Genomic DNA, 20,743 nt, shown 5'->3' with positions numbered 1-20,743 from the left:
TCAGGACACCGCCTTCTCGGCGGCGGGCGCCGGCGCGGGGGGCTTCGGCCGTACGGTGATGAACGCGATGAGCAGAGCGGCCACGGCGAACGCGGCGGCCGCGACGACGGCCGAGCTGAGGCCGTCGGCCAGCGCGTCGCGCGCCCGCGCGCCGGTGCCCGGCCCGGGCGGGTGGTCGCGGAGCGTCGTGCTGTAGATCGTCGCCAGGATGGCGACGCCGACCGACAGGCCGATCTGCTGCAACGACTGAAGCAGGCCGGAGGCCGAGCCGGTGTCACGCGGCGCCAGCCCCGCCATGACGGTCATGTTGAGCGGGACGAAGGCCAGCCCGAGGCCCGCACCCAGCAGCAGGAGGGGGCCGAACAGCCCGGCGAAGTAGCCGGTGTCCGCGGTCATCAGGGTCAGCCAGCCGCTGTCCACCATCATCAGCACGATGCCGGTCAGCAGAACGGGCCTGGGGCCGTACTTCGCGATCAGTTTGGGTGCGTTGCGCGCGGTCAGGAACTGGGCGACCGCCATCGGGAGGAACGCCAGGCCGGCCTTGAACGGCCCGAAGCCCAGGGCGTCCTGCACGTACAGCGAGAGCAGGAAGTACGAGCCGCCCATCGAGGCCAGAAGGAGCAGGAACGTGGTGTACGCACCCGACCGCGAGGCCACCGCGAGCAGGCGCAGCGGCAGGATCGGCCGGCTCACCCGGGACTCGATCGCGACGAACGCGGCGAGCAGCACCACGCCCACGGCGAAGGAGGCCAGCGTCACCGCGTCGCTCCATCCGGCATCCGAGGTGTGGATGAAGCCGTAGACCAGCGCGGTCATGCCGAGTGCGGAAGTGAGCGCGCCGAACAGATCGAGCGGGGACGGGTGCCGCGGGGTCTCGTTCAGATAGGGCCGGCTCAGCAGGATGGTGCCGATCCCGATCGGAACGTTGACGAAGAAGACCAGACGCCAGGAGGCGGTGGTGAGCACCCCACCGAGGATCAGCCCGAGGGTGATGCCCAGCCCCGCGACGGTGGAGAAGACGCCGAGTGCCCTGTTGCGCTCGGGTCCCTCGGCGAACGTGACCACCAGAAGTGACAGCGCGGCCGGTGCGGAGATCGCGAAACCGACGCCTTGCGCGGCGCGTGCGGCGATGAGCACGCCGGGATCGAACGCGATGCCGCCGAGCAACGAGGCGAGAACGACCAGTGTCAGGCCGGTGACGAACATGCGGCGACGGCCGAGCATGTCGCTCAGCTTGCCGCCCAGCAGCAACAGGCCGCCGAACGCCAGCGAGAAGGCGCTGAACACCCAGGCCAGCCCGGCGGAAGAGAATCCCAGGTCCTTCTGGATCTTGGGTATGGCGATGTTCACGATGTTGCCGTCGAGGGCCACCATCAGCTGGCAGGTCACGATGACACCGAGGGCGATGGACGCCCGTCGGGCGGCGCGCGGGGCCGTGGTGCCCGGCGACGTCACGGCGGCGACCTGGTCGTGGCTGGTCATGGAGATCCTTCACTCGGGAGAGACGCTGCGTTACTCCACGCTTGTAGACTTGGCTAGCGTAGGCAGAGGGTCGTGCTTAGGTCAACAGATGTAGAGTGAGGTGGCCACATGGGGATGGCACCGCCGCGGGAGCTCACCCGGGACGAACGGCGCGCCCGCTCACGGGAGGCGATCCTTGAGGCCGCACGGGAGCTGTTCGCCGGCCACGGGTACGAACAGACGACCATCCGCATGGTCGCCGCGCGGGCGGGCGTCGACCCGGCGCTGGTCATGCAGCATTTCGGCACCAAAGAGGCGCTCTTCGACGCGGTCGCGCAGCTCCGCATCGGGATCGACGAGGCCCTGCCCGGGCCGCCCGAGCAACTGGGCGAACGGGTGCTGCGGCATGTGCTCGCGGACGTGGAACGGGGGCCGGACACGGGCCTGCCGGTGCTGCGCTCGATGCTCACCCACCCGCACGCCGCCGAGACGGTGCGCTGCGCGGTCGCCCACCCCGACGAAAACCCGCTCGCCGAGATCCTGAGCGGCGAGGACGCCCAACTACGGGCGGCCCTGGCCGGCACGCTCGTACTCGGCCTGCTCGTCGGCCGCTACCTATTGCGAATTCCGGAGGTCGAGCGAGTCGGCGCCGCCCAGTTGGTGAAGCTCCTCGGCCCATGTCTGCAACCGCTCCTGACAGGGTCGCCGGATCGGTCATGCTCAGGCCCGGAGGAACCCGTGGAGTCCGGGAACGCCACGGACCATCTGGCCGCGCTGGCCGAGGCCGAGCAGGCACGCGCCGCGGCCGCCGACGAGCTCGACCGGCGCGCCCGCTCCGCCCTGGCCGCCGGCGCCTCGTACGGAGAGGTCGGCCGCGCGCTGGGCATCACCCGCCAGGCCGCACGCAAGCGCTGGCCCGCTGAGGTCGTTGACAACTCCGATTGTCGCGCGTGTTGATCGACCGACTCAAGTTGGTGACAACCTTGGTTGTCGCCGTTAAGTTCGGAGATCTGGCTTCGCGCGGTGGCTGTCAGGCTTCCAGGTTGGGCTGTGACCAGTGAGGTCGGAGGTCAAGCAGAACAGTGAGGTCGGAGGTCAAGTCGGGGGCGGTGCGCTGAGCGAGTCCGAGCGTCAGGAGCTAGCTAGCCGTAGGAGCGCCGGCCTGCTGATTCCGATCGGCCATGTCTTGTCCGGGTGCTCGTGGTGAACAGTGCGGTCGTGGGTCGGCTGAGCTGTTGCGGCGAGGCGCCGGTAGCCGAAGGCGGTGACGCGCGACAGGTCCTGGGATCGCGTGAAACAGCAGGTCACTGCGGGAGGCCGGAGGGATTCCGCTTCCCCGCTTCTGCTTGCGGAGACGGTGGCGTCAATTCCGTCGTCGTCTCGTCCGGCGCTGCGCCTTCCGGGTCATCGACGCGGAGAGCCGCCGACAGGTCGGCGGTGTGCGCGGTCGCCCAGCGCCCGAGCGTGAAGAGCTGGTCCCGCAGGGAACGACCCAGTTCGGTCAGCGAGTACTCGACGCGTGCCGGTGCCGGACCGTACGTCGTGCGGCTGACGAACCCTTCCTCTTCCAGGGCCCGCAGAGTGCGTGTCAGCATGCGCCGGCTGATGCCCTCGATCGAGCGGTCCAGTTCGTTGAAACCGTGGTTTCGTTCGGAGAGCAACCGGATGATCGCCGGGCTCCACTTGTCGCCGATGCGGCGCAGCACACGCGTGACAGGGCAGGTCTCGTACGCGGCGACCGTGACGACCGTCCCACGAGGTGCTCCGGCCGGGCCAGTGGACATGAATGTGCCTACTTTCTGTGCCGGGCCATGCGCTCAAGAATCGGAGCATGCACACCATCGAGTTGGGTGGCGTCTCGGTGACGCGGATCCCGCATTTCGATAACTGGCCATTGTCGCCCGCCGCCTTCCTTCCCGGGAGCGACCCGGAACTGTGGGAGGCGAACATGTCCTGGCTTAGCCCCGCGTTCTGGAATGCCGAAGCCGATCGCGTCAAGGTGGCCGTGCAGAGCTGGCTACTGCGCAGCGCGGGCCGTACGATCCTCATCGACACCGGCTTGGGAGTCGACACGGCGCGCCCGGGTGTCCCGTCCGGTGCCGATCTGCCGGCGGTTCTGGCCACCGTCGGCGTGGCCCCGGCCGACGTCGATCTCGTCATCTGCACTCACCTGCACGCCGACCATGTGGGATGGAACACCCGTCGCACCGAAAGCGGTGACCGGGTTCCGACGTTTCCCAACGCACGCTATCTGTTCTCCCGGCCCGATCTTGAATTCTTCCACCCCGATGTCCTCACCGAGGAACCTGGACGCAGCGCCGCCATCTACGCCGAATCGATCGAGCCGGTCCTGAACGCGGGACAGGCGCAGGTCTGGAACGACTCGCACGTCATTGACGAAAACCTCAAGCTCACCCTCGCGCCGGGCCACACCCCCGGACACGGCGTACTGACGCTTGAATCAGGCGACGACCGCGCGGTCTTCGTCGGCGACCTGCTCCACACGCCTGTGCAGATACTGGCGCCCGAAGCGTCCAGTTGCTTCTGCCACGACCCGTCTGCGGCGTCGCGGTCGCGTCGCAAGGTGTTGCAGTGGGCAGCCGACCACACGGCGCTCGTGGTCCCGGCGCACTTCGGCGGCGCCGGGGCGGTGGAAGTCGGCCGTGAAGGTACACGCTTCACGATCAAGCGCTGGGCCGGTTTTTCCGACGGTCTGGCCTGCCGTTGAGGTTCGGATCGCCGCGAACCTCGCCCGACGGGAAGCCTTTCCCGGGTGCGCTGGTCCATCTTGCCTTGCGGGTGCTTTTCCGTTTGGTGTGAAGGCCTCGGCCAGGCGCATCGGGCAAGGCGAATCGTTCCTGCCAGGTCTGGCCTGGGCGGTCGGCCAGTGGTGTTCTTGGCCCGGTGCAGCAGGTCGTTGCGCCAATGGCGGCCATTGCCCAAGGCCACGGCCGCTCCGTTCGACCGAATTGCACATCCAGTGACTCCCTCCGTGGCCCAGGAGGTTGGCTCGGCCTGCCCTGCCGACCCGCCACGGCGACTGTGGTGTGCCACCAGGTTGGCGATCATGTCCTCGACCGGAGCGGACAGGTAGATTTGCGCCTCCTGCGAGGCCATTTGATCAGCTCGGCGGTGTCGTCCGTGGCTCACGCCATCGACGCCGTTGAAGTCCATGACATTGACGCGACCGTGATGCGTTCGGCCGAGGACATGGCGCGTCGCATCAGCCCGGGTACGGCTCGGATGGGTTCATCCGGGTCACCGAGGTCATGAGCCTCGGTGTGGGTTGATCGCGTACTGGCCACGGGTGGGCTGCCAGCCCAGCTTGGGGGCGATCAGTGTGCGGACGTCGCGGAGGATCTGTTCGTAGTCGTGTTCGTCGAACTCGTACGGCAGCTCCAGCCTGAGCTCGGACACTTCGGCCACGGCGCGGTCGGCGTGCAGGCGTTCGATGATCTCCTGTGCGGTGCCGACCAGGTCCGGGGCGAACAGGATCCGCCGCTCGCCCTGGGGCGTGAGGGTGCGTTCGTGGCGGCCGGCCGCGTACGTGCGATAGCGCGTCCGGGTAGCCGGGTCGGCGCCGTCGAGTGGAACGACGACCCGTCCCAGCGCGATCCGGCCCGGACGGCCGGCGGGCAGGAGACGGCGGTATTCGCTGATCAGTTCGAGCTGCGCGGTGACGAAGTCGTCCGTGCCCTCGCCCTGCACGACGTTGCCGGTCAGCAGGTTCAGCCCCTGCCCGGCGGCCCAGCGGATCGAGCGCAGGCTGCCTCCGCCGTACCAGACCCGGTCGAGCAGTCCTGGGCTCTGCGGCTGCAGTCGTGGCCGCTGCACGTTGCCCGGCGAGTGGATGACGGTGTCCGGGCCGCCGAGGTACGCTCCGCGCAGGTTCGAAAGCAGCCGGCCGATGCGGCCGTACGACAGGTCGTAGGAATGCCAGTCGCCGTCGTGCACCAGGTCGCCCAGCAGGTCGGCGTGCGGCATCCCGGTGCTGAAGCCCGGTTGCAGCCGGCCGCGTGAGAGCACGTCGACGGTCGTGAGGTCCTCGGCCAGCCGGAAGGGGTTCTCGTACCCGATGGGGATCACCGCGGTGCCCAGCTCGATGCGCCGGGTTCGCTGGCTCGCGGCGGCGAGGAACACGGCCGCTGATGAGACTCCGTGCTCCAGGTGCCGCTGCCGGATCCAGGCGCCGTCGAAGCCCTCGCGTTCGCCGTACTCGAACAGCCGCAGCGTCGCTTCGAGCCCTTCGTGCGGGTCGTCGTCCGGATAGTTGCCGGGCGTGAGAAAAGAAAGCGAGCGGATCTGGGTCATGTGTCGGCTCCCGCGACGGTCATGGCGGTTCCTCCCGTGGCCCGCCGGCCGGGGATGGCGGCGAGCAGCTCGCGGGTGTGGGGATGGGCGGGGTCGCCGAAGATCTCTTCGGTGGTGCCCGTCTCGACGACCCGCCCGTCCTTCAGCACCGCCACGCGGTGGGCGATCTGCCGTACGACGGCCAGATCGTGGGAGATGAACAGGTACGCCACGCCGATGTCGGCCTGCAACTCGGCGAGCAGCTCCAGCACCTGGGCCTGCACGGACACGTCCAGCGCCGATACGGGCTCGTCGCAGACCACCAGGTCGGGTTCGAGCGCGAGCGCGCGGGCGATGGCGACCCGCTGCCGTTGCCCGCCGGACAGCTCGGCGGGCCGGCGGCCGAGTGCCGAGGCGGGCAGCGCGACGCGGTCGAGAAGCGCTCGCGCGCGAGCGGTACGAGAGGCGCGGTCGCCGACGCGGAACGCCCGCAGCGGCTCGGTGATCACTTCGCCGATGGTGAACCGCGGGTCCAGCGAAGCGTAGGGGTTCTGGTAGACGAGTTGGGCGCGGCGCCGCAGCCGCCGCAGCGCCGCGCCGCGTGCGGCGGTGACGTCCTCACCGTCGAACACGATCCGTCCCGAGGAGGGTTCCACGAGCCGCAGCATCAGCCGTGCGGTGGTCGACTTGCCCGAGCCCGATTCGCCGACCAGCGCCAGTGTCCGGCCGCGGTGCAGGGTGAGGCTGACGTCGTCGACGACCCGTACCGTACGTGCGGTGTCCCGTGTGTGCGGCAGCGGGAACTCCTTGACGAGATGCTCGACGGCGACCAGCGGGGTCTGGTCCGGAGCGGGGGCCGCCGGCACGCGCGGCGGCCGGGTCACGGTGAGGCTCGGCGCGCTCCGCAGCAGCCGCCGCGTGTAGGCGTCCTGGGGATCGTCGAGGATCTGCCGCGTCGGGCCCGCCTCCACGACCCGGCCCTGCGACATCACCACGATGCGCTGGGCCCGGTCGGCGGCCACGCCGAGGTCGTGGGTGATGAGGAGCACCGCGCTGCCCAGTTCACCGGTCAGGTGCTGCAGATGGTCGAGGATCCGGCGCTGCACGGTGACGTCGAGAGCGCTGGTCGGCTCGTCGGCGACGATGAGCCGGGGCGAGGCCGCGATGGCGATCGCGATCAGCGCACGCTGCCGCATCCCGCCGGACAGCTCGTGCGGATACTGCCGGGCGCGTACCTGCGGCTCGGTCAGGCCCGCCCGCTCCAGCACGTCGACCGCGTCGAGCGGTGCCGTGCGGCGCGTGGCCAGCCCGTGCAGGCGTAGCACCTCCGCTACCTGCTCGCCGACGCGCTTGACCGGGTTGAGCGACACCGTCGGGTCCTGGGGTATCAGGCCGATCTGCGCCCCGCGCACGGCGCGCAGGCCGCGTTCGGGGAGCCCCCTGAGTTCCTGGCCGGCGAGGAGGATCTGACCGGCGTCGATGACGGCGTTGCCGGCGAGTAGCCGGGGGACGGCGTGTGCGGTGGTGCTCTTGCCCGAGCCCGACTCGCCGACGAGCGCGACGATCTCACCCGGCCGTACGTCCAGGGCGACATCGCGCACGGCGGTGAGCCGGCCGGTGCGGGTCCGGTAGGAGACGGTGAGGTCGCGGACCTCGAGCAGCGGCGGTTCGGTCATCGCGACTCCCCGTCCAGTGCGCGGGCGATCCGGTTGGCGGCCAGGACCGTCGCCGCGATGGTCAGGCCCGGCAGCGCGGTGATCCACCAGGCGTTCGCCAGGTAGTTGCGGCCGTCGGCGATGAGCGTGCCCCACTCCGGCGCCGGTGGCGCCGCGCCGTACCCGAGGAAGCTCAGCGCGGACACCGCGAGGATCGCCGTGCCGAAGTCCAGCGTGGCCAGCACCAGCACCGGCCCGATGGCGTTCGGCAGCACGTGCCGGGCCAGTACGTCGTACCAGCGCACTCCGCAGGAGCGGGCGGCCTCGACGAACACCGCCTGACGTACCCGCAGCACCTCGGCGCGCATCACCCGGGCGAACGTGGCCACGCTCGCCACCCCGACGGCGACCGCGACCTTCACCGTGCCGTAGCCGAGGGCGGTGACCAGCGCCAGTGACAGGAACAGCGCGGGGATGGACAGCAGCACGTCGACGAAGCGCATCAACGCGTCCTCGACCCACCGACCGACGAACCCGGCGAGTAGACCGATCAGCCCGCCCACGAGGAAAGCGAGCGCCACCGCGATGAGCGTCGCCTTCAGCGACAGCGCGGCGCCGTGCACGATCCGGGCGTACAGGTCGCGGCCGAGTTCGTCGGTGCCGAACCAGTGCGCGGCGCTGGGCGGGTGGAACGCCTGCGACGGCGTCCCGGCGAGAGGGTCGCGGGAGGTGAACAGGCCGGGCGCGAAGGACGCCGCGAGTACCGCCACGACGATGAGGGCCGACAGGACCAGCCCCGGACGACGCAGGAGGAACCGTCCCAGGCGCGTGAGGTCGAACCGGCGGTAGGCCGTCCACTCGCCGCTGCCCGGGCCGATGGGCGCACCCTGGGCGACCTCGGCCACGAAATCCTCGTTGAGTGTCATGTCAGTCTCCAGCGGCTGCTGCCGGCCATGACGATCCGCGGGTCGAGCAGGGGATAGACCAGGTCGACGGCCAGGTTCACGACCACGAACACCAGCGATCCGAACACGATGACGCCCTGCACGACCGGGATGTCCTGCGTGGACACGGCGCTCGCGGTGATCCGGCCCAGGCCGTTGCGTGAGAAGACGGTCTCCACGACGACGGAGTTGGCCATGAGCTGCCCGACGAGCACCCCGAGGACCGTCAGCGCGGGCAGCGAGGCGTTGCGCAGCGCGTGCCCCAGGTGGACGCGGGCCCGCCCGGCGCCCTTGGCCCGTGCCGTCTGCACATACGGCTCGTCCAGCGCGGTGAACAGGCTTTTGGACAGCACCTGGGCGATCATCGAACCGCTCAGGACCGCGAGAGTGACGGCCGGCAGAACCAGCCCCCGCACCCCGTCGTTGCCGAACGCGGGGAGCAGCCGGGCACGGAACGAGAGCAGCTCCACCAGCATCAGCCCCACCCAGAAGGTCGGGACGGACACCCCGAGCGGTGGCAGCGACAGCAACGCGTGGCGCAGCCAGCGCAGTGAGGTGTAGGTCGCCAGCAGCGCCAGCCCGCCGCCGAAGACCACCGCGAGCAGCAGTGCCGCACCGGCCAGCTCGAGTGTCTGCGGGAGCGCACCGGCGATGGTCGAGGTGACCGTTCGGCCGGTGGCCACCGAGTCGCCGAAGTCGCCGCGCACCGCCTTGCCGAGATAGTCGGCGTACTGGATCAGCACGGGCTTGTCGAACCCGTACTCCGCCTTGAGCCGGGCGAGCTGCGCGGCGTCGGCCGTCCCCTGGTCGGCGCCCTGCCCGGCCATCGCCGAGACCGGGTCGCCGGGAAGGTAGTCGAGCACGAGGAACGACACCGTGTAGGCCGCCCACAACACGCCGATCGCCTGCGCGACGCGCCTGATCACGTAACGCCGCATCGCCTATCCGATCCAGGTGTCGTGCAGCTGGATGCGGCTCGACGCGTCGAATTTCAGGTCATGGACCTTCTTCGCCGCCCCGAGCTCGGTCTGTAGTTCCACGACCGGGATGGTGTATGCGTGCCGGGCGATGTCCTGCTGTGCCCGTGCGACGACGGAACTCCGCTTGGCGGCGTCGGCCGCGGCGGCCTCCCCGTTCAAGAGCCCGTCGAGCCCGGTCTTGGGCAGGTGGTAGAAGTTCGACAGGTCTGTGGAGAACCAGGTGCGCAGGATGTCCGGGTCGGCTCGGGTGATGTTGCCCCAGAGCAGGTCGAACTCGCCGCTCTGCTGGATCTGGACGAGCTGGGCGATCGGCAGCTGCCTGAGTTCGAGCTGGACGCCGACCGCTTTGAGCTGCTGCTGGACCAGTTCGAGCGCGGACTGGTTGGTGGCCGCGTTCGCGAACCAGGTGGCGGTCAGGCGCAGCTTCGCGCCGTTCTTCTCCCGGATGCCGTCCGCGCCGGTCTTCCAGCCGTCGTCGTCCAGCAGCGTCGCGGCCCTCGTACGGTCGTGAGCGAGCAGCGATCCAAGGTCGGTGTAGCCCGGTGTCGTGTGCGCCAGGACGCTGGTCGCGGGCCGGGTTCCGGAGGGGAAGACGGTGGCGGCGACCTGACCGCGGTCGATCGCCAGGCCGATCGCCTGGCGGACCTTCTCGTCGTTCAGCGGCGGACGCGCGATGTTCGGGCTGAGCCCGAACACGATCCCGGGGTTCGCGCGGGCGAGCAGCTGGACGCCGGAGGCCTTGAGCGCGGCTTCGTCGGCGCGTCCCACACTGCCGATCGCGTCGACCTGGCCTGACTGGAGGCCGCCGGTCCGGACGCCCGACTCGGGCAGGACCTTGAACACGACCCGGTCGAGGTACGCCTCGCCCTGCTTCTTCCACAGCGACGAACCCCAGGCGTATCCCTTGCGCCTGGCCAGCGTGATCTCTTGGTTCTGTGTGTACCGGGCCGGCGTGAACGGGCCCGACCCGACGATGCCCTGGGCGCAGCGCTGCTGCGGAGTCTTCCGCGCGCTGGATTCGGCCACGAGGCCCAGCGAGTGTGTGGCCGTGGCCTGGAGGAACTGGGCGTTCGGCTGCTTGAAGGCCACCTTGGCGGTGAGGTCGTCGACGACGGTCGTGCCGGCGTATCCGCTGAGGTAGCCCTCCGCCAGGATGCCAAGCGGGCCCAGCTTGGGGATCGCGTCGAAGTTGGCCTTGACCACCGAGGCGTTCAGCGGGGTGCCGTCGCTGAACGTCACTCCGGGCCTCAGCCGGAAGATGAACGTCCGGGCGTCCGCGCTGACCTTCCAGCTCTGGGCCAGCCAGGGCACGATCTTCCCGGTCGACGGATCCTGGTCGGTGAGCGAGTCGACGAGCTGCCGGACGGAGTAGATGGTGTCGTTGCTGCCGACCTGCTGGGGGTCGACGCAGCCCGCGTCAGAGCCCACCGCGAAGGTCAGCGTGCCGCCGGACCGGGGGGCACCGGACGCCGAGGCACCGCTGTCACCGGAACCGCACCCGGCCGACGTCCCGGCGACCGCCACCAGCGCGGCGGCGGCCAGCCATATGGTTCCTCTCACGGGAGAAAACTCCTTCTCAGTCAGCGCGGTTCCTACCGCAGCCGGCGGTAACCGCTGGCGTGGAATACCAGCGGGGCGACGTCGGGGGAGGCGTCCAGGTCATGTACGCGGAACACCACGATGTCGTGGTCGCCCGACCGGAACTGCTGCTCGATCGTGCAGTCGAACCACGCCGCCGCACCCTCGATGAGCACGCAGCCGTCCGGGGTCGAACGCCAGGCGACACCGGCGAAGCGGTCGCGGCGGCGCGCGCCGATCCGCCGCCCGATGTCTTCCTGATGGGCGCCGAGCACGCTGATGCCGATGCGCGGCAGGGCGCGCAGCGCCGGCCAGGTCGTCGAGGTGTGCGCCACGCACACCGACACGAGCGGTGGGCGCAGGGACACCGGAACGAAGGAACTCGCGGCGATCCCCGCCGGCCCGCCCCGGGTGAGGCCCGCCACCACCGTGACGCCGGTCGGATGGGCACCGTAGACGCGACGCAGGTCGACCTCGACCGCGGTCATGCACGGCACCCCGGCGCCCGGCCTCGCCGCGTCGTCATGCGTACCATTCCTCGGCCAGCAGCCGGAACGAGCGGACCCGGTCGGCATGGTCGTGGGTGATGGTGGTGACGAGCAGCTCATCCGCACCGGTGACCCGTCGCAGCACGCGCAGGCGTTCCGCGACCGTCCGGGGCGAGCCGGCGAACTGCGTGCCGACGCGGTCCGCGACCAGCGCCCGGTCCTCCTCGCTCCAGTAGTGCGCGGCGGCCTCTTCCGGGCTCGGAAAGGGAATGGCCCGCAGATCCTTGCGGATACTGCGCACCCACAGCCCGTACGGCGAGGCGAGCCGCCGCGCGGTCTCGTCGTCCGGCGCGACGACGACGTCGGCCGACACGAGGACGTACGGTTCGGCCAGCGTCGCCGACGGTTTGAAGGCCGCCCGGTAGGCGTTCACCGCCTCCAGCACGGTGGCCGGGCTGACGTGGTAGTTCGCGGCGAACGGCAGGCCGCGTTCCGCGGCGACCTGGGCGCTCTGCCCGCCGCTGCTGCCCAGGATCCACAGCTGCAGGTCCGCGCCCTCCCCGGGAATGGCGTGGGCCTCATGACCCTCGGGCGACCGGTACGTCCCGGCCAGCAGCGCGGCGATCTCGTCCACCTGGTCGGCGAAGTCCGGTGACTGCGCGCCGGGCTGTTGCAACAGCCCGGCCGTCAGAGCCAGGAGCGGTGACCTCGCGAGCGAGGCGAAGGAGAACGGGGGTGGGATGAGGAGGCCGTCGACGACACGCGCCTCCCGTACGGGCGGCGCCGGTGCGCTCGCCGCGCGGGCGAGTTCGGTGCGCCGCTGTCCGGACCGGCCCAGGCCGAGGTCGATCCGGCCGGGCTGCAGCGCGTCGATGGTGCCGAACTGCTCCACGACCGCCAGGGGCGTCTGGTGGCCGAGCTGGACGGCGCCCGACCCTACTCGGATGCGTTCGGTGGCGGCCGCCACCAGGGCGATGAGCACGGCCGGCGCCGAGCTGGCCACCCCGGGGGCGAGATGGTGCTCGGCCAGCCAGTACCGGTGGTAGCCGGCCTCCTCGGCCTGCCGGGCCAGGTCGATCGTGGCGCGCAACGCGTCGTGGACCGTGCCGCCCGCGACGACCGGTGCGAGATCCAGGATGGACAGGGGTACGGGCATGGTCACCTTCCGGCGGGGGCGGCGGGAAACGGCCTGCTGGGAATCTCCCGGCGGAGCACGGGAGCGATGTCGCTCTGGAACAGCTCGAGTGAGGCGCGGTGCTGCCGGGTGGTCAGGCCGTCGCCGTCCGCCTGGATGTGCATGACCTCGTGACCGAATCGCTCGTGGTATCGGTGCACCTTGTCGATGATCTGCTCGGGGCTGCCGACGAGGATCGAGCTGCGCTCGATGGCGTCCTCGATCGAGTGGAACACCGGCTCGACGCCGTACCGCCGGAAGGTCGCCAGCCGGGCTTCGAAGATCGGCCGGTAGGTGTCCACGGCGTCCTGGGACCGCTTCGTCGCGTAGTAGCCGGCACTGCCCGCTCCGATGAGGACGTCCTTCGGGTCGTGGCCGTAGTGCGCCCAGCGTTCCCGGTAGTGGTCGGCCAGTTCGGCGTACGGCTCGATGGGGTTGGTGACGTTCGCGGAGAAGAGCGGGTCGCCCCACCGCGCCGCGAGGTCGACCGACTCCTTGCTCGTGGCGCTGCCGTGCCAGATCCGGATCGGCTGCTGAAGCGGGCGCGGCCAGGTCTCGGCGTCGGTCAGCGACGGCCGGAACCGTCCGGACCAGGTGACCCTGTCCTCCCGCCACAGGCGGCGGAACAGCTCGTAGGCCTCGCGGTTGCGGTCCCACTGGTCCTCGGCGGTGACGTGGAACAGCTTCGCCTGTGCCGCACCGTTCCCCTTCCCGATCATCAGCTCGAGGCGCCCGCCGGAAAGGTGGTCCAGGGTGGCGTAGTCCTCGTAGGCGCGTACGGGGTCGAGCAGGCTGAGTGTGGTCACGGCGGTGAAGAGCCGGATGGTGGAGGTCCGCGCCGCGATGTGGCTCAGTACGACCGGCGGGGAGGAGGAGATGAACGGTCGCTCGTGCCGCTCTCCCACTCCGAAGCCGTCGAACCCGAGTTCTTCGGCGAGTACCGCGTTGTCGACCACCTCGCGCAACCGTTCGGTGGTCGGCTTCCGTACCCCCGTCACCAGGTCGGGGGTGTGCGCGATCAGGGTGATCGCAAGGAACTTCACCGCGTCGCCTCCGCGTATCGGTTGGCGGGCCGGGGGAGGCCGAGACGACCGCGCAGGGTGTCCGCCTTGTACTCGAGGTGAAAAACCCCGCGCCGGCGCAGTTCCGGGACCAGCCCCCGAGTGATCCCGGTCAGGTCGTGTGGCAGCGCTCCAGGCCGCAGCCGGAAGCCGTCCAGCCCCTCGGAGCGCCAGTCCAGGAGCAGGTCGGCGAGGTCGCCCGGCGTACCGGTGAAGACGAACGCGTCGGAGGAGTACGGCGCGCCGTCCAGCTCGTCGAGCCGGTCCTTACGCGACCGCGCGGCCGCGGTTTCGTCGTCCAGGAAGACCACGAGGTCAGCGAGGACCCTCAGCGGCGCGCCGGTCCGGCCCACGGCCGTCTCGGCGGCGCGGACCTGCCCGATGATCGTGGCTGTCTTCGCGCGGTCGTGCGGCGTCACGTACACGACGTCCGCTCCACCGGCCGCGAACTCGTATGGCAGCACGTCATGGGCGAGGGCGGTGACCAGGGGCTGGCCCTGGGGTGGACGCGGAGTGATCGACGGGCCCTTGACGCTGAAGTGCGCGCCTTCGAAGTCGATGTAGTGCAGCTTGTCGCGGTCGATGAACCGGCCGGTCGCCACGTCGCGGATCTCGGCGTCATCCTCCCAGCTGTCCCACAGCCGCCGGACGACCTCCACCGCGTCGCCGGCCTCGGCGAACAGGTCGCGTACGTGCTCGGCGAAGATGGGATCGTTCCACGGGTCGCCGGTGAGCTCGGGGAACTCCCGGCGGCCGAAGTTACGCGCGTCGCTCGCCCGCCCGGAGATCTGAGGCCGCCAGCCCGCGCGGCCGCCGCTGACGTGGTCGAGCGTGGCGATCCCGATCGCGACGTGGAAAGGCTCGGTGTGCGTGGTGCTCGTCGTCGGCACCAGCCCGATGCGGGAGGTCAGCGGCGCGAGCCGGGCCGCCAGCAGCACGGCGTCGAACCGCCCGCGGACCTGGTCGGCACGGCCGTCGGGACCGTCGAGCCGGGAGGACTGCAGGCCGAGGGAGTCCTCGAAGGTGACGAAGTCGATACCGCCGTGCTCGGCCTCGGTGACCAGATCGGCCCAGTACCCGGCGGTGAACAGCTCACCCGGCCGCGCGTCCGGCGAACGCCAGGCGGCCGGATGCCAGCCGGCCCCGTCGAGCGCCACCGCGAGATGCAGTTCGGTCATGTGCCCTCCTTCGTCGGGGAGGATGACCACAGGGGCGCGTCCTTTGATTCCCTCGCTTCGCTCGGTCATGGTCCCTCCTGTCACGAGCGGGCATGCGGCGTACGGGAAGCGCCGAGCCCGAGGTGGTCGCGGAGCGTGGAGCCGGTGTAGTCGGCGCGGAAGACACCCTTCTCCTGCAACAGCGGGACGACCTGGTCGACCAGGTCGTCGAGCCCCTTGGGCGTCAGGTGCGGCACGAAGATGAACCCGTCGGCGGCGTCCGTCTGGACGAACTCATCGATCTGGTCGGCGACCGACCGCGCGGTGCCGACGAAGGTCTGCCGCCCGGTCACCTCGATGACCAGCTCCCGTACGGTGAGGCCCTTCTGCCGGGCCAGCTCCCGCCACTGCCGGACCGTGGCGCTTCGGTCACCGCGGAACTGAGCCCTCCCCTTGGAGACACCTTCGCCGAGATCGGGCTCGATGTCGGGAAGCGGCCCGTCCGGATCGACGTGCGACAGGTCCCGCCCCCAGATCGCCTCGAGGAAGACGATGGCGTTCTGCGGACTGACCTGCGCCCGCCGGATCTCCGCCGCGCGCTCGGCCGCCTCCTCCTCGGTGTCCCCGAGCACACACGTGACGGCGGGGAAGATCTTCAGGTCGTCGGGCCGGCGACCGTACTTGGCGAGCCGCGCCTTGACGTCCCTGTAGAACGCCCGGCCGTCCTCCAGCCTGCTGTGCCGGCTGAAGATCACGTCGGCGGAGGACGCGGCGAACTCCCGGCCCTGCTCGGAGTCGCCGGCCTGGATGATGACGGGGTGCCCCTGCGGCCCGCGCGGCACGTTGAACCGCCCGGAGATGCCGATGTGCCGCCCGTCGTGGCGGAAGGTCTCGATACCTTCGGGCCGCACGAACTCCCCCCGTACGGGATCCGCGACGACGGCGCCCGGCCGCCAGGAGTCCCACAGCTCCCTGGCGGTCTGCAGGAACTCGGCCGCGCGCGTGTACCGGTCGGCCTCAGCGAGGTACCCGCCACGCCGGAAGTTCTCCCCGGTGAAGGCGTCGAAGCTGGTCACGACGTTCCAGGCCGCCCGGCCGCCGCTCAGGTGGTCCAGGGTCGAGAGGCGACGAGCCACCTCGTACGGTTCGTTGAAGGTGGAGTTGACCGTGGCGGCCAGACCGAGGTGGGAGGTGACCGCGGCGAGAGCGGACAGGACGGTCAGCGACTCCGGCCGCCCGACGACGTCCAGGTCGTGGATCCGGCCCTTGAGCTCCCGCAGCCGAAGCCCTTCGGCCAGGAAGAAGAAGTCGAACTTCCCCCTCTCGGCCGTTCGCGCCAGATGAACGAAGGAGTCGAACGAGATCTGGCTCTCGGACCGTGGGTCCGACCAGACCGTGGTGTTGTTGACACCGGGAAAGTGCGCCGCGAGGTGCACCTGCTTGCGCGCCATCGATAGCTTCTCCCTGCCGTGAGCGCTCAGAGAACCTGATTAAAAAGGTAGGAAAAGTTCGTTAAGCCGTCAATGCCCCGATGTCCTGTCTTGTCCGCTTGGGGCGCGTCATTGGATCTCAGGGCGAGCGGACTCGAGGTCGTCCCGCCGCCGATCACGTCACGGTGGTGAGCGGATCGCGGGGGCGGCGGGGTGGCCGGTTCGGCTTACGGCCGCGGACCCGGGGACATCCTCGACTCGATCGGCAAGATCGGCCACGGCGGGCCATCCACCGGCTGCCCGACACGCACCCAGGGGCCGGCGCCGCTGCGCGCGGATGACCGGTCGCGCGGTTTCGTGATCGAGGTCGGGGCCCGGTTCGTCCATGTTCTGGGCGTGACCGCCGACCCGGATGGCGCATGGGTCGCTCAGCAGGCCCGCAACCTGTTGATCGATCTGGGGGACCGGGTGGGGCGTTTCGGTTCCTGGTCCGCGATCGGGACGCCAAGTTCACGCGGGTCTTTGATGACGTGATGGCCGATAACGGCACACATGTGATCAAGATCCCGCCCCGGTCGCCCTGGGCGAACGCATTCGCGGAACGGTGGGTACGCACTGTGCGTTCCGAATGCACCGACCGGATGTTGATCTTCGGGGAGCGGCACCTGCGGACGGTGCTGACCGCGTACGTGACCCACTACAACCGGCGCAGGCCACACCGATCTTTGGATCTTCGTGCTCCCGCCGATGGCGCAGGCATGGCCCGCCTGCCGGTCGGCCGGATCGGGCGCCGCCGGATCATCGGACGCCGAACATCTCGTGCGGCCATGCGCCGACATCCTCGGCCTGCGAGTGGGCCGACCGGCGCCCGTTGTTCACCGCGTCGACCGGCACGCCGAAGACGGTGAGCGGGCCATAGAAGACGGCCAGGTCGGAGGTGTGCGCGGGGTCGGCGTGGCGTTCGACGTCGGCGGCGACGTACCTTCTGGAGCGCCTCGGGGTCCGTGAATCGTTCCTCGCGAGCGGGTCGGGGAGCCGGTCCAGTCCATGCGGTCCTCGCGCAGGTCGGCTCCCGCGCGATGAGCGGCTCCAGGTCGGCGCGCTGAGGCGCTCGAGCGGCACGGTGCCGCCGACGACGACCAGCACGACCGGAAGAGCGCCCATCGGAGGACCGCGGCGTCAAAGGGCATCGGCGTACGTAACAATACCTTGCCTACCAATTTAGTAGATAATATGCCTAAGGTGGCCTCCACGATGAGTGGAAGGCGGTGGTTCTCCTGACGGTCGCGGTGAGACGCCCGTCGCCCCGGCGAGGCCTGCCGGAGCAGCCGGCCCTGTCCCCATCGAGGCGCCATGATCGGTGATCCCGTGCACCCGGTCCCGCTGCGCCCTCCGCGGATCACCGTCGTCGGCGTGGACTACGCCGACCCGGCCGCGGAATCGCTCCGGCGGGCGCTGGACGCCGAGATGGCCCGCCGGTACGCCGACCGGCTGGCCGATCCACGTGTTCATTCGCCCGCGATGAGGGTCGAGGCGGCCACGGTCGTGTACACGGCGATCGCGGTCACCGGCGACGGCCTGCCCGTCGGCCACCTCGTCCTGCGCCCCGCGGCAGAGGGCGACCTGGAGCTCAAGCGGATGTACGTGATCCCGCCGTACCGCGGCAAGGGCGTGGCCGGCGCGCTGCTGCGCACGGCCGAAGAGGAGGCCCGCCGCCGCGGCGCCCGGCGGATCGTCCTGCAGACCGGCGACCGCCAACCCGACGCCGTCCGGCTGTACGAACGGGAGGGCTACACGCCGATCCCGATCCTGCCGGGGTACGAGACGTTATGGTTCTCCCGCTGTTTCGCGAAGGCCCTCCGATGACTCCGCCGATGCCGTCGGCGCTGGCCCCGGTCATGGACGCGTGGCTGTCATCGGTCCGATCACCGAACACCCGGCGCGCGTACCGGCACGACCTGCGGGCATGGGCGGCCTGGCTGAACGAACGCGACGCCGAGCCGCTCACGGCGAGCCGGGCCCACGTCGACGCATGGGCCGCGTCCCTGGAACGTTCGGGAAAGGCACCGTCGACCCGCGCACGCATGCTGTCCAGCCTGGGCTCGTTCTACACGTACGCGATCGACGAGGGCCGGCGGTTCGGCCTCACGGTGACCCGCGAACCGACCGCCCGCGCCCGCCGCCCGTACGTCGACCGCACCGGCGAGGGCGCGACGCACCACCTGACCGCCGACCAGGCGCGTGCGGTCATCAACGCCGCCGACGAGACCGGCCCGCGTGCCGCCGTCGTCATCCGCCTGATCCTCCTGCTCGGCTGCGGAGCCCGCGACGTCACGACCGCCCGCATCGAGGACCTGGGCGACCTTCGCACCCCGGCCGGGGCCGGCCACGCCCCGCCCGCGAACGGCAGAGCCGGTCGAGATCCACGCGGCCATGCCGCAGCCGCCCCCGACTCACCGGGCAGGGACACGGAAGCCCCGGGGCCGGAGCGCGCTCGCCGGACACTGACCGTGACGCGCCGGGGCGGAACCCGGCGGCTGGTCCTGCCTCCCGGCGTCGCACGGGCCATCGGCCGGGCGGCCGGCGGGCGCGCCGAAGGCCCGATCGTGGCGACGCGGAACGGCCGGCGCGTCGCCGACTCGCAGGTGTTCCGCACCGTCCACCTCGCCGGACGCGCCGCCGGCCTGGACCTCACGCCGCGCGCCCTGCGCGACGCCTGCGCGGACCTGGCCATCGAGGCCGGCGTGCCCCTGCGCGAGGTCCAGTGCCTGCTCGGCCACACCGACCCCCGCATGCCACCGTGCTCCGGCTCGGACTCGCGGCACTACTGCGAGACCGCGCCCGGCGAGATCGCGGCCTACCTCGGCCGGTAGCCCGCCGAGCGGCGACCGCAGGTCGAAGACCCGCCCGAGCGGATCCGGGGCTTCATCGCAGCCTCCGATGGCAGCGGTCGGTCTGGCGCGCATAACAACGTGATGTCGGCGGCCGGAAGGGACTGAAGTCGTCCCGCAGCTAGCAGACCCGCACGAGCGGGGGCAGCCGACTATATGGGTCCGGTCAGTGAACTTGGCGTATTCCGATGCGACGGATGTGTTTTTTCAACAGCAGCAGCGGCCCTTGAACATTGATCGCACGCAAGGAGAGTAAGCAGGCGAGCAGGATTTAGAGCCAGCGCAAATAGGCGTGCATAGCCGTACCCCGGATGCAGCACGGGCCTTATGCCTGTCGATCACGAAGGTGTGACGTTCTGTGATCGTTGGGGTATCGGTAGAACCTCCGTGTCATGTGTACGCACCCTGATTGGTAGCGTGCACGATTGGCCGCATATCGACGAGCCGGCCCCGCTACTGATGGCCATTCGCCCGAAGGACATGGAAGATACGGATACGGCAACTGACCGGTTGCACCATCGCGTCCGAACAGCGCCCTCGCGCTGCTGGCGGCGTACCGCGTTGGCGGTTCCGCCACTTGCGGTGCTCGCATGTGCACTGTTCGGCGCGATCATCTCGCTGTCGAATAGCCACACCCACCACGAATCGCAGGCATGCCATTGGATGCCGCTGCCGTGGACCATTTGGGCCACCAGCTATGGCGGGCTCTTGGCGGCGCTGGGGGCCGTGGTGCTGTGGATTGCCCTGTGGTGGTATGCGCGGGCACGCGGCTGGGATCTAGACGCCACGTGGCAGGGACGACTGGCCAGCGGATTCGCGATGTTGGGCGGGTTGGCCGTGCTCGTGCTCGCTGGCGCTGTGGTCCTCACACATCTCGAGTCGGCCGAGATCACTGCCAGGCTGGGCCAGCCGATGTGCGAGGGGTTCGGACTCCAGATGCCGTAGTAGCGTCATGCAGCCTTTGGGGTCACGCAGTTGGGGCCGTTATCGGCGGCGTTCGGGGCGGGTGTCCCAGCGGTAGTGGATCGATGCCCGTCTAATCAGGCTACGAACGGTGATGATCGTGTCAGCGAGGTCGAAGAACGTGTCGATGACGATCGTGTGGCGTTCGTAGCAGCGGGCCAGGCGGGTGAAGGCGTTCTGCCAGGCGTGGGTGCGCTCGACGTGCCACCTCCGCTCGGCTTGGATGGGGGCTTTGTCGCCTTTGTGGGCTATCTGCCCGCGCAGGCCACGCTCACCGAGCGTGGTGCGGGTCTTGCCGGAGTCATAGCCGGCGTTCAGGTGCACAGTGACCTCCTCGGGGAGCGGACCGAGGTCGTCAAGCAGGTCGAGGGTGGGTTCCAGCAACGGAGAGTCGTGGCGGTTGGCTCCTGCCAGGAGCCGTCCAAGCGGAATGCCATACCCGTCGGTCATGCCAGAACGCTTCATGCCCAGCTTGCCACGGTCGACCGGGGACCGGCCGGCGGCTTCGCCTCCGCCGGGTGCCTTGGTGATGGAGCCGTCAATGGCGATCTGATCCAAAACGAGCCCGATGACCCGGTCGTAAGCGGTCAGGGAGATCTGCTTGAGCGGGCGAATGGCCCCAGAGTGATCCACTCGTCGCGGCGGTTACGGATGGTGGTGGCCGAGCAGTC

General features: G+C 70.1%; 20 protein-coding genes and 1 pseudogene. 7 read left to right on the top strand and 14 right to left on the bottom strand.

The window, feature by feature from the left end; all coding sequences use genetic code 11:
• Positions 1-1,482: an MFS transporter gene (locus OG417_RS34155; RefSeq protein WP_329237508.1), complete on the bottom strand. Its 1,482-nt coding sequence runs from the start codon at positions 1,480-1,482 to the stop codon at positions 1-3.
• Between the two features lie 108 nt (positions 1,483-1,590).
• Between OG417_RS34155 and OG417_RS34150 the strand changes: the two genes are divergently transcribed.
• Positions 1,591-2,418, top strand: coding sequence for a TetR/AcrR family transcriptional regulator (locus OG417_RS34150; protein WP_329237504.1), 828 nt, complete (start codon positions 1,591-1,593; stop codon positions 2,416-2,418).
• Between the two features lie 347 nt (positions 2,419-2,765).
• Here OG417_RS34150 and OG417_RS34145 read toward each other — a convergent pair whose 3' ends face one another.
• Positions 2,766-3,167, bottom strand: coding sequence for a winged helix-turn-helix transcriptional regulator (locus tag OG417_RS34145; protein ID WP_329237501.1), 402 nt, complete (start codon positions 3,165-3,167; stop codon positions 2,766-2,768).
• Positions 3,168-3,292: 125 nt separating this feature from the next.
• Between OG417_RS34145 and OG417_RS34140 the strand changes: the two genes are divergently transcribed.
• Positions 3,293-4,189 carry an MBL fold metallo-hydrolase gene (locus tag OG417_RS34140; RefSeq protein WP_329237499.1) on the top strand — a complete coding sequence of 299 codons (897 nt, stop codon included), beginning with the start codon at positions 3,293-3,295 and terminating at the stop codon, positions 4,187-4,189.
• 539 nt (positions 4,190-4,728) lie between these two features.
• Here the strand turns inward: OG417_RS34140 and OG417_RS34135 are convergent.
• From OG417_RS34135 to OG417_RS34090, 10 genes are all read right to left on the bottom strand, one after another.
• The gene (locus OG417_RS34135; RefSeq protein WP_329237498.1) at positions 4,729-5,772 is read right to left on the bottom strand and encodes an LLM class flavin-dependent oxidoreductase; all 1,044 of its coding nucleotides are present in this window, start codon (positions 5,770-5,772) and stop codon (positions 4,729-4,731) included.
• Positions 5,769-7,427 carry an ABC transporter ATP-binding protein gene (locus tag OG417_RS34130; RefSeq protein ID WP_329237495.1) on the bottom strand — a complete coding sequence of 553 codons (1,659 nt, stop codon included), beginning with the start codon at positions 7,425-7,427 and terminating at the stop codon, positions 5,769-5,771. The genes OG417_RS34135 and OG417_RS34130 overlap by 4 nt, the downstream gene beginning before the upstream one ends.
• Complete coding sequence (locus OG417_RS34125) at positions 7,424-8,332, bottom strand: ABC transporter permease (RefSeq protein WP_329237492.1); 909 nt, start codon at positions 8,330-8,332, stop codon at positions 7,424-7,426. The genes OG417_RS34130 and OG417_RS34125 overlap by 4 nt, the downstream gene beginning before the upstream one ends.
• Entirely contained in the window at positions 8,329-9,288 is a 960-nt protein-coding gene (locus OG417_RS34120) for an ABC transporter permease (RefSeq protein WP_329237489.1), read from the bottom strand. The genes OG417_RS34125 and OG417_RS34120 overlap by 4 nt, the downstream gene beginning before the upstream one ends.
• A 3-nt stretch (positions 9,289-9,291) precedes the next feature.
• Positions 9,292-10,890 (bottom strand): ABC transporter substrate-binding protein, encoded by a 1,599-nt coding sequence (locus OG417_RS34115; RefSeq protein WP_329237486.1) that lies wholly within the window; start codon positions 10,888-10,890, stop codon positions 9,292-9,294.
• A gap of 32 nt (positions 10,891-10,922) precedes the next feature.
• On the bottom strand, positions 10,923-11,396 hold the full coding sequence (locus tag OG417_RS34110) for a flavin reductase family protein (RefSeq protein ID WP_329237484.1): 474 nt from the start codon (positions 11,394-11,396) through the stop codon (positions 10,923-10,925).
• A 34-nt stretch (positions 11,397-11,430) separates the two neighbouring features.
• Positions 11,431-12,552, bottom strand: coding sequence for an MsnO8 family LLM class oxidoreductase (locus OG417_RS34105; protein WP_329237481.1), 1,122 nt, complete (start codon positions 12,550-12,552; stop codon positions 11,431-11,433).
• 2 nt (positions 12,553-12,554) lie between these two features.
• On the bottom strand, positions 12,555-13,613 hold the full coding sequence (locus OG417_RS34100; protein WP_329237478.1) for an LLM class flavin-dependent oxidoreductase: 1,059 nt from the start codon (positions 13,611-13,613) through the stop codon (positions 12,555-12,557).
• Positions 13,610-14,809: an LLM class flavin-dependent oxidoreductase gene (locus tag OG417_RS34095; protein ID WP_329237476.1), complete on the bottom strand. Its 1,200-nt coding sequence runs from the start codon at positions 14,807-14,809 to the stop codon at positions 13,610-13,612. The genes OG417_RS34100 and OG417_RS34095 overlap by 4 nt, the downstream gene beginning before the upstream one ends.
• Positions 14,810-14,889: 80 nt before the next feature.
• Positions 14,890-16,239: an NtaA/DmoA family FMN-dependent monooxygenase gene (locus tag OG417_RS34090; protein WP_329237473.1), complete on the bottom strand. Its 1,350-nt coding sequence runs from the start codon at positions 16,237-16,239 to the stop codon at positions 14,890-14,892.
• Between the two features lie 192 nt (positions 16,240-16,431).
• On the opposite strand from OG417_RS34090, the gene OG417_RS34085 reads away from it, so the two are divergent.
• Positions 16,432-16,752, top strand: coding sequence for a hypothetical protein (locus tag OG417_RS34085; RefSeq protein WP_329237470.1), 321 nt, complete (start codon positions 16,432-16,434; stop codon positions 16,750-16,752).
• Positions 16,638-17,126 carry an integrase core domain-containing protein gene (locus tag OG417_RS54500; RefSeq protein WP_442875589.1) on the top strand — a complete coding sequence of 163 codons (489 nt, stop codon included), beginning with the start codon at positions 16,638-16,640 and terminating at the stop codon, positions 17,124-17,126. The genes OG417_RS34085 and OG417_RS54500 overlap by 115 nt, the downstream gene beginning before the upstream one ends.
• On the opposite strand, the gene OG417_RS34080 is transcribed toward OG417_RS54500, so the two are convergent.
• Complete coding sequence (locus OG417_RS34080) at positions 17,017-17,382, bottom strand: hypothetical protein (protein ID WP_329237466.1); 366 nt, start codon at positions 17,380-17,382, stop codon at positions 17,017-17,019. The genes OG417_RS54500 and OG417_RS34080 overlap by 110 nt on opposite strands.
• A gap of 189 nt (positions 17,383-17,571) precedes the next feature.
• On the opposite strand from OG417_RS34080, the gene OG417_RS34075 reads away from it, so the two are divergent.
• From OG417_RS34075 to OG417_RS34065, 3 genes are all read left to right on the top strand, one after another.
• The gene (locus OG417_RS34075; RefSeq protein ID WP_329237464.1) at positions 17,572-18,084 is read left to right on the top strand and encodes a GNAT family N-acetyltransferase; all 513 of its coding nucleotides are present in this window, start codon (positions 17,572-17,574) and stop codon (positions 18,082-18,084) included.
• Positions 18,081-19,091, top strand: coding sequence for a tyrosine-type recombinase/integrase (locus OG417_RS34070; RefSeq protein ID WP_329237461.1), 1,011 nt, complete (start codon positions 18,081-18,083; stop codon positions 19,089-19,091). Before OG417_RS34075 ends, OG417_RS34070 begins: the two co-directional genes overlap by 4 nt.
• Before the next feature lie 435 nt (positions 19,092-19,526).
• On the top strand, positions 19,527-20,054 hold the full coding sequence (locus OG417_RS34065; RefSeq protein WP_329237458.1) for a hypothetical protein: 528 nt from the start codon (positions 19,527-19,529) through the stop codon (positions 20,052-20,054).
• 39 nt (positions 20,055-20,093) lie between these two features.
• Here the strand turns inward: OG417_RS34065 and OG417_RS34060 are convergent.
• Positions 20,094-20,740: pseudogene (locus tag OG417_RS34060) on the bottom strand (transposase); the annotation flags it as partial.
• Between the last annotated feature and the right edge of the window lie 3 nt (positions 20,741-20,743).

Origin of the sequence: Actinoallomurus sp. NBC_01490 (assembly GCF_036227085.1) — a bacterium.
In the GTDB taxonomy this organism is placed as follows: Bacteria; Actinomycetota; Actinomycetes; order Streptosporangiales; family Streptosporangiaceae; genus Actinoallomurus; species Actinoallomurus oryzae.
The sequence above is the reverse complement of the archived record's forward strand: the minus strand, read 5'-3'. Positions and strand labels throughout refer to the sequence as shown.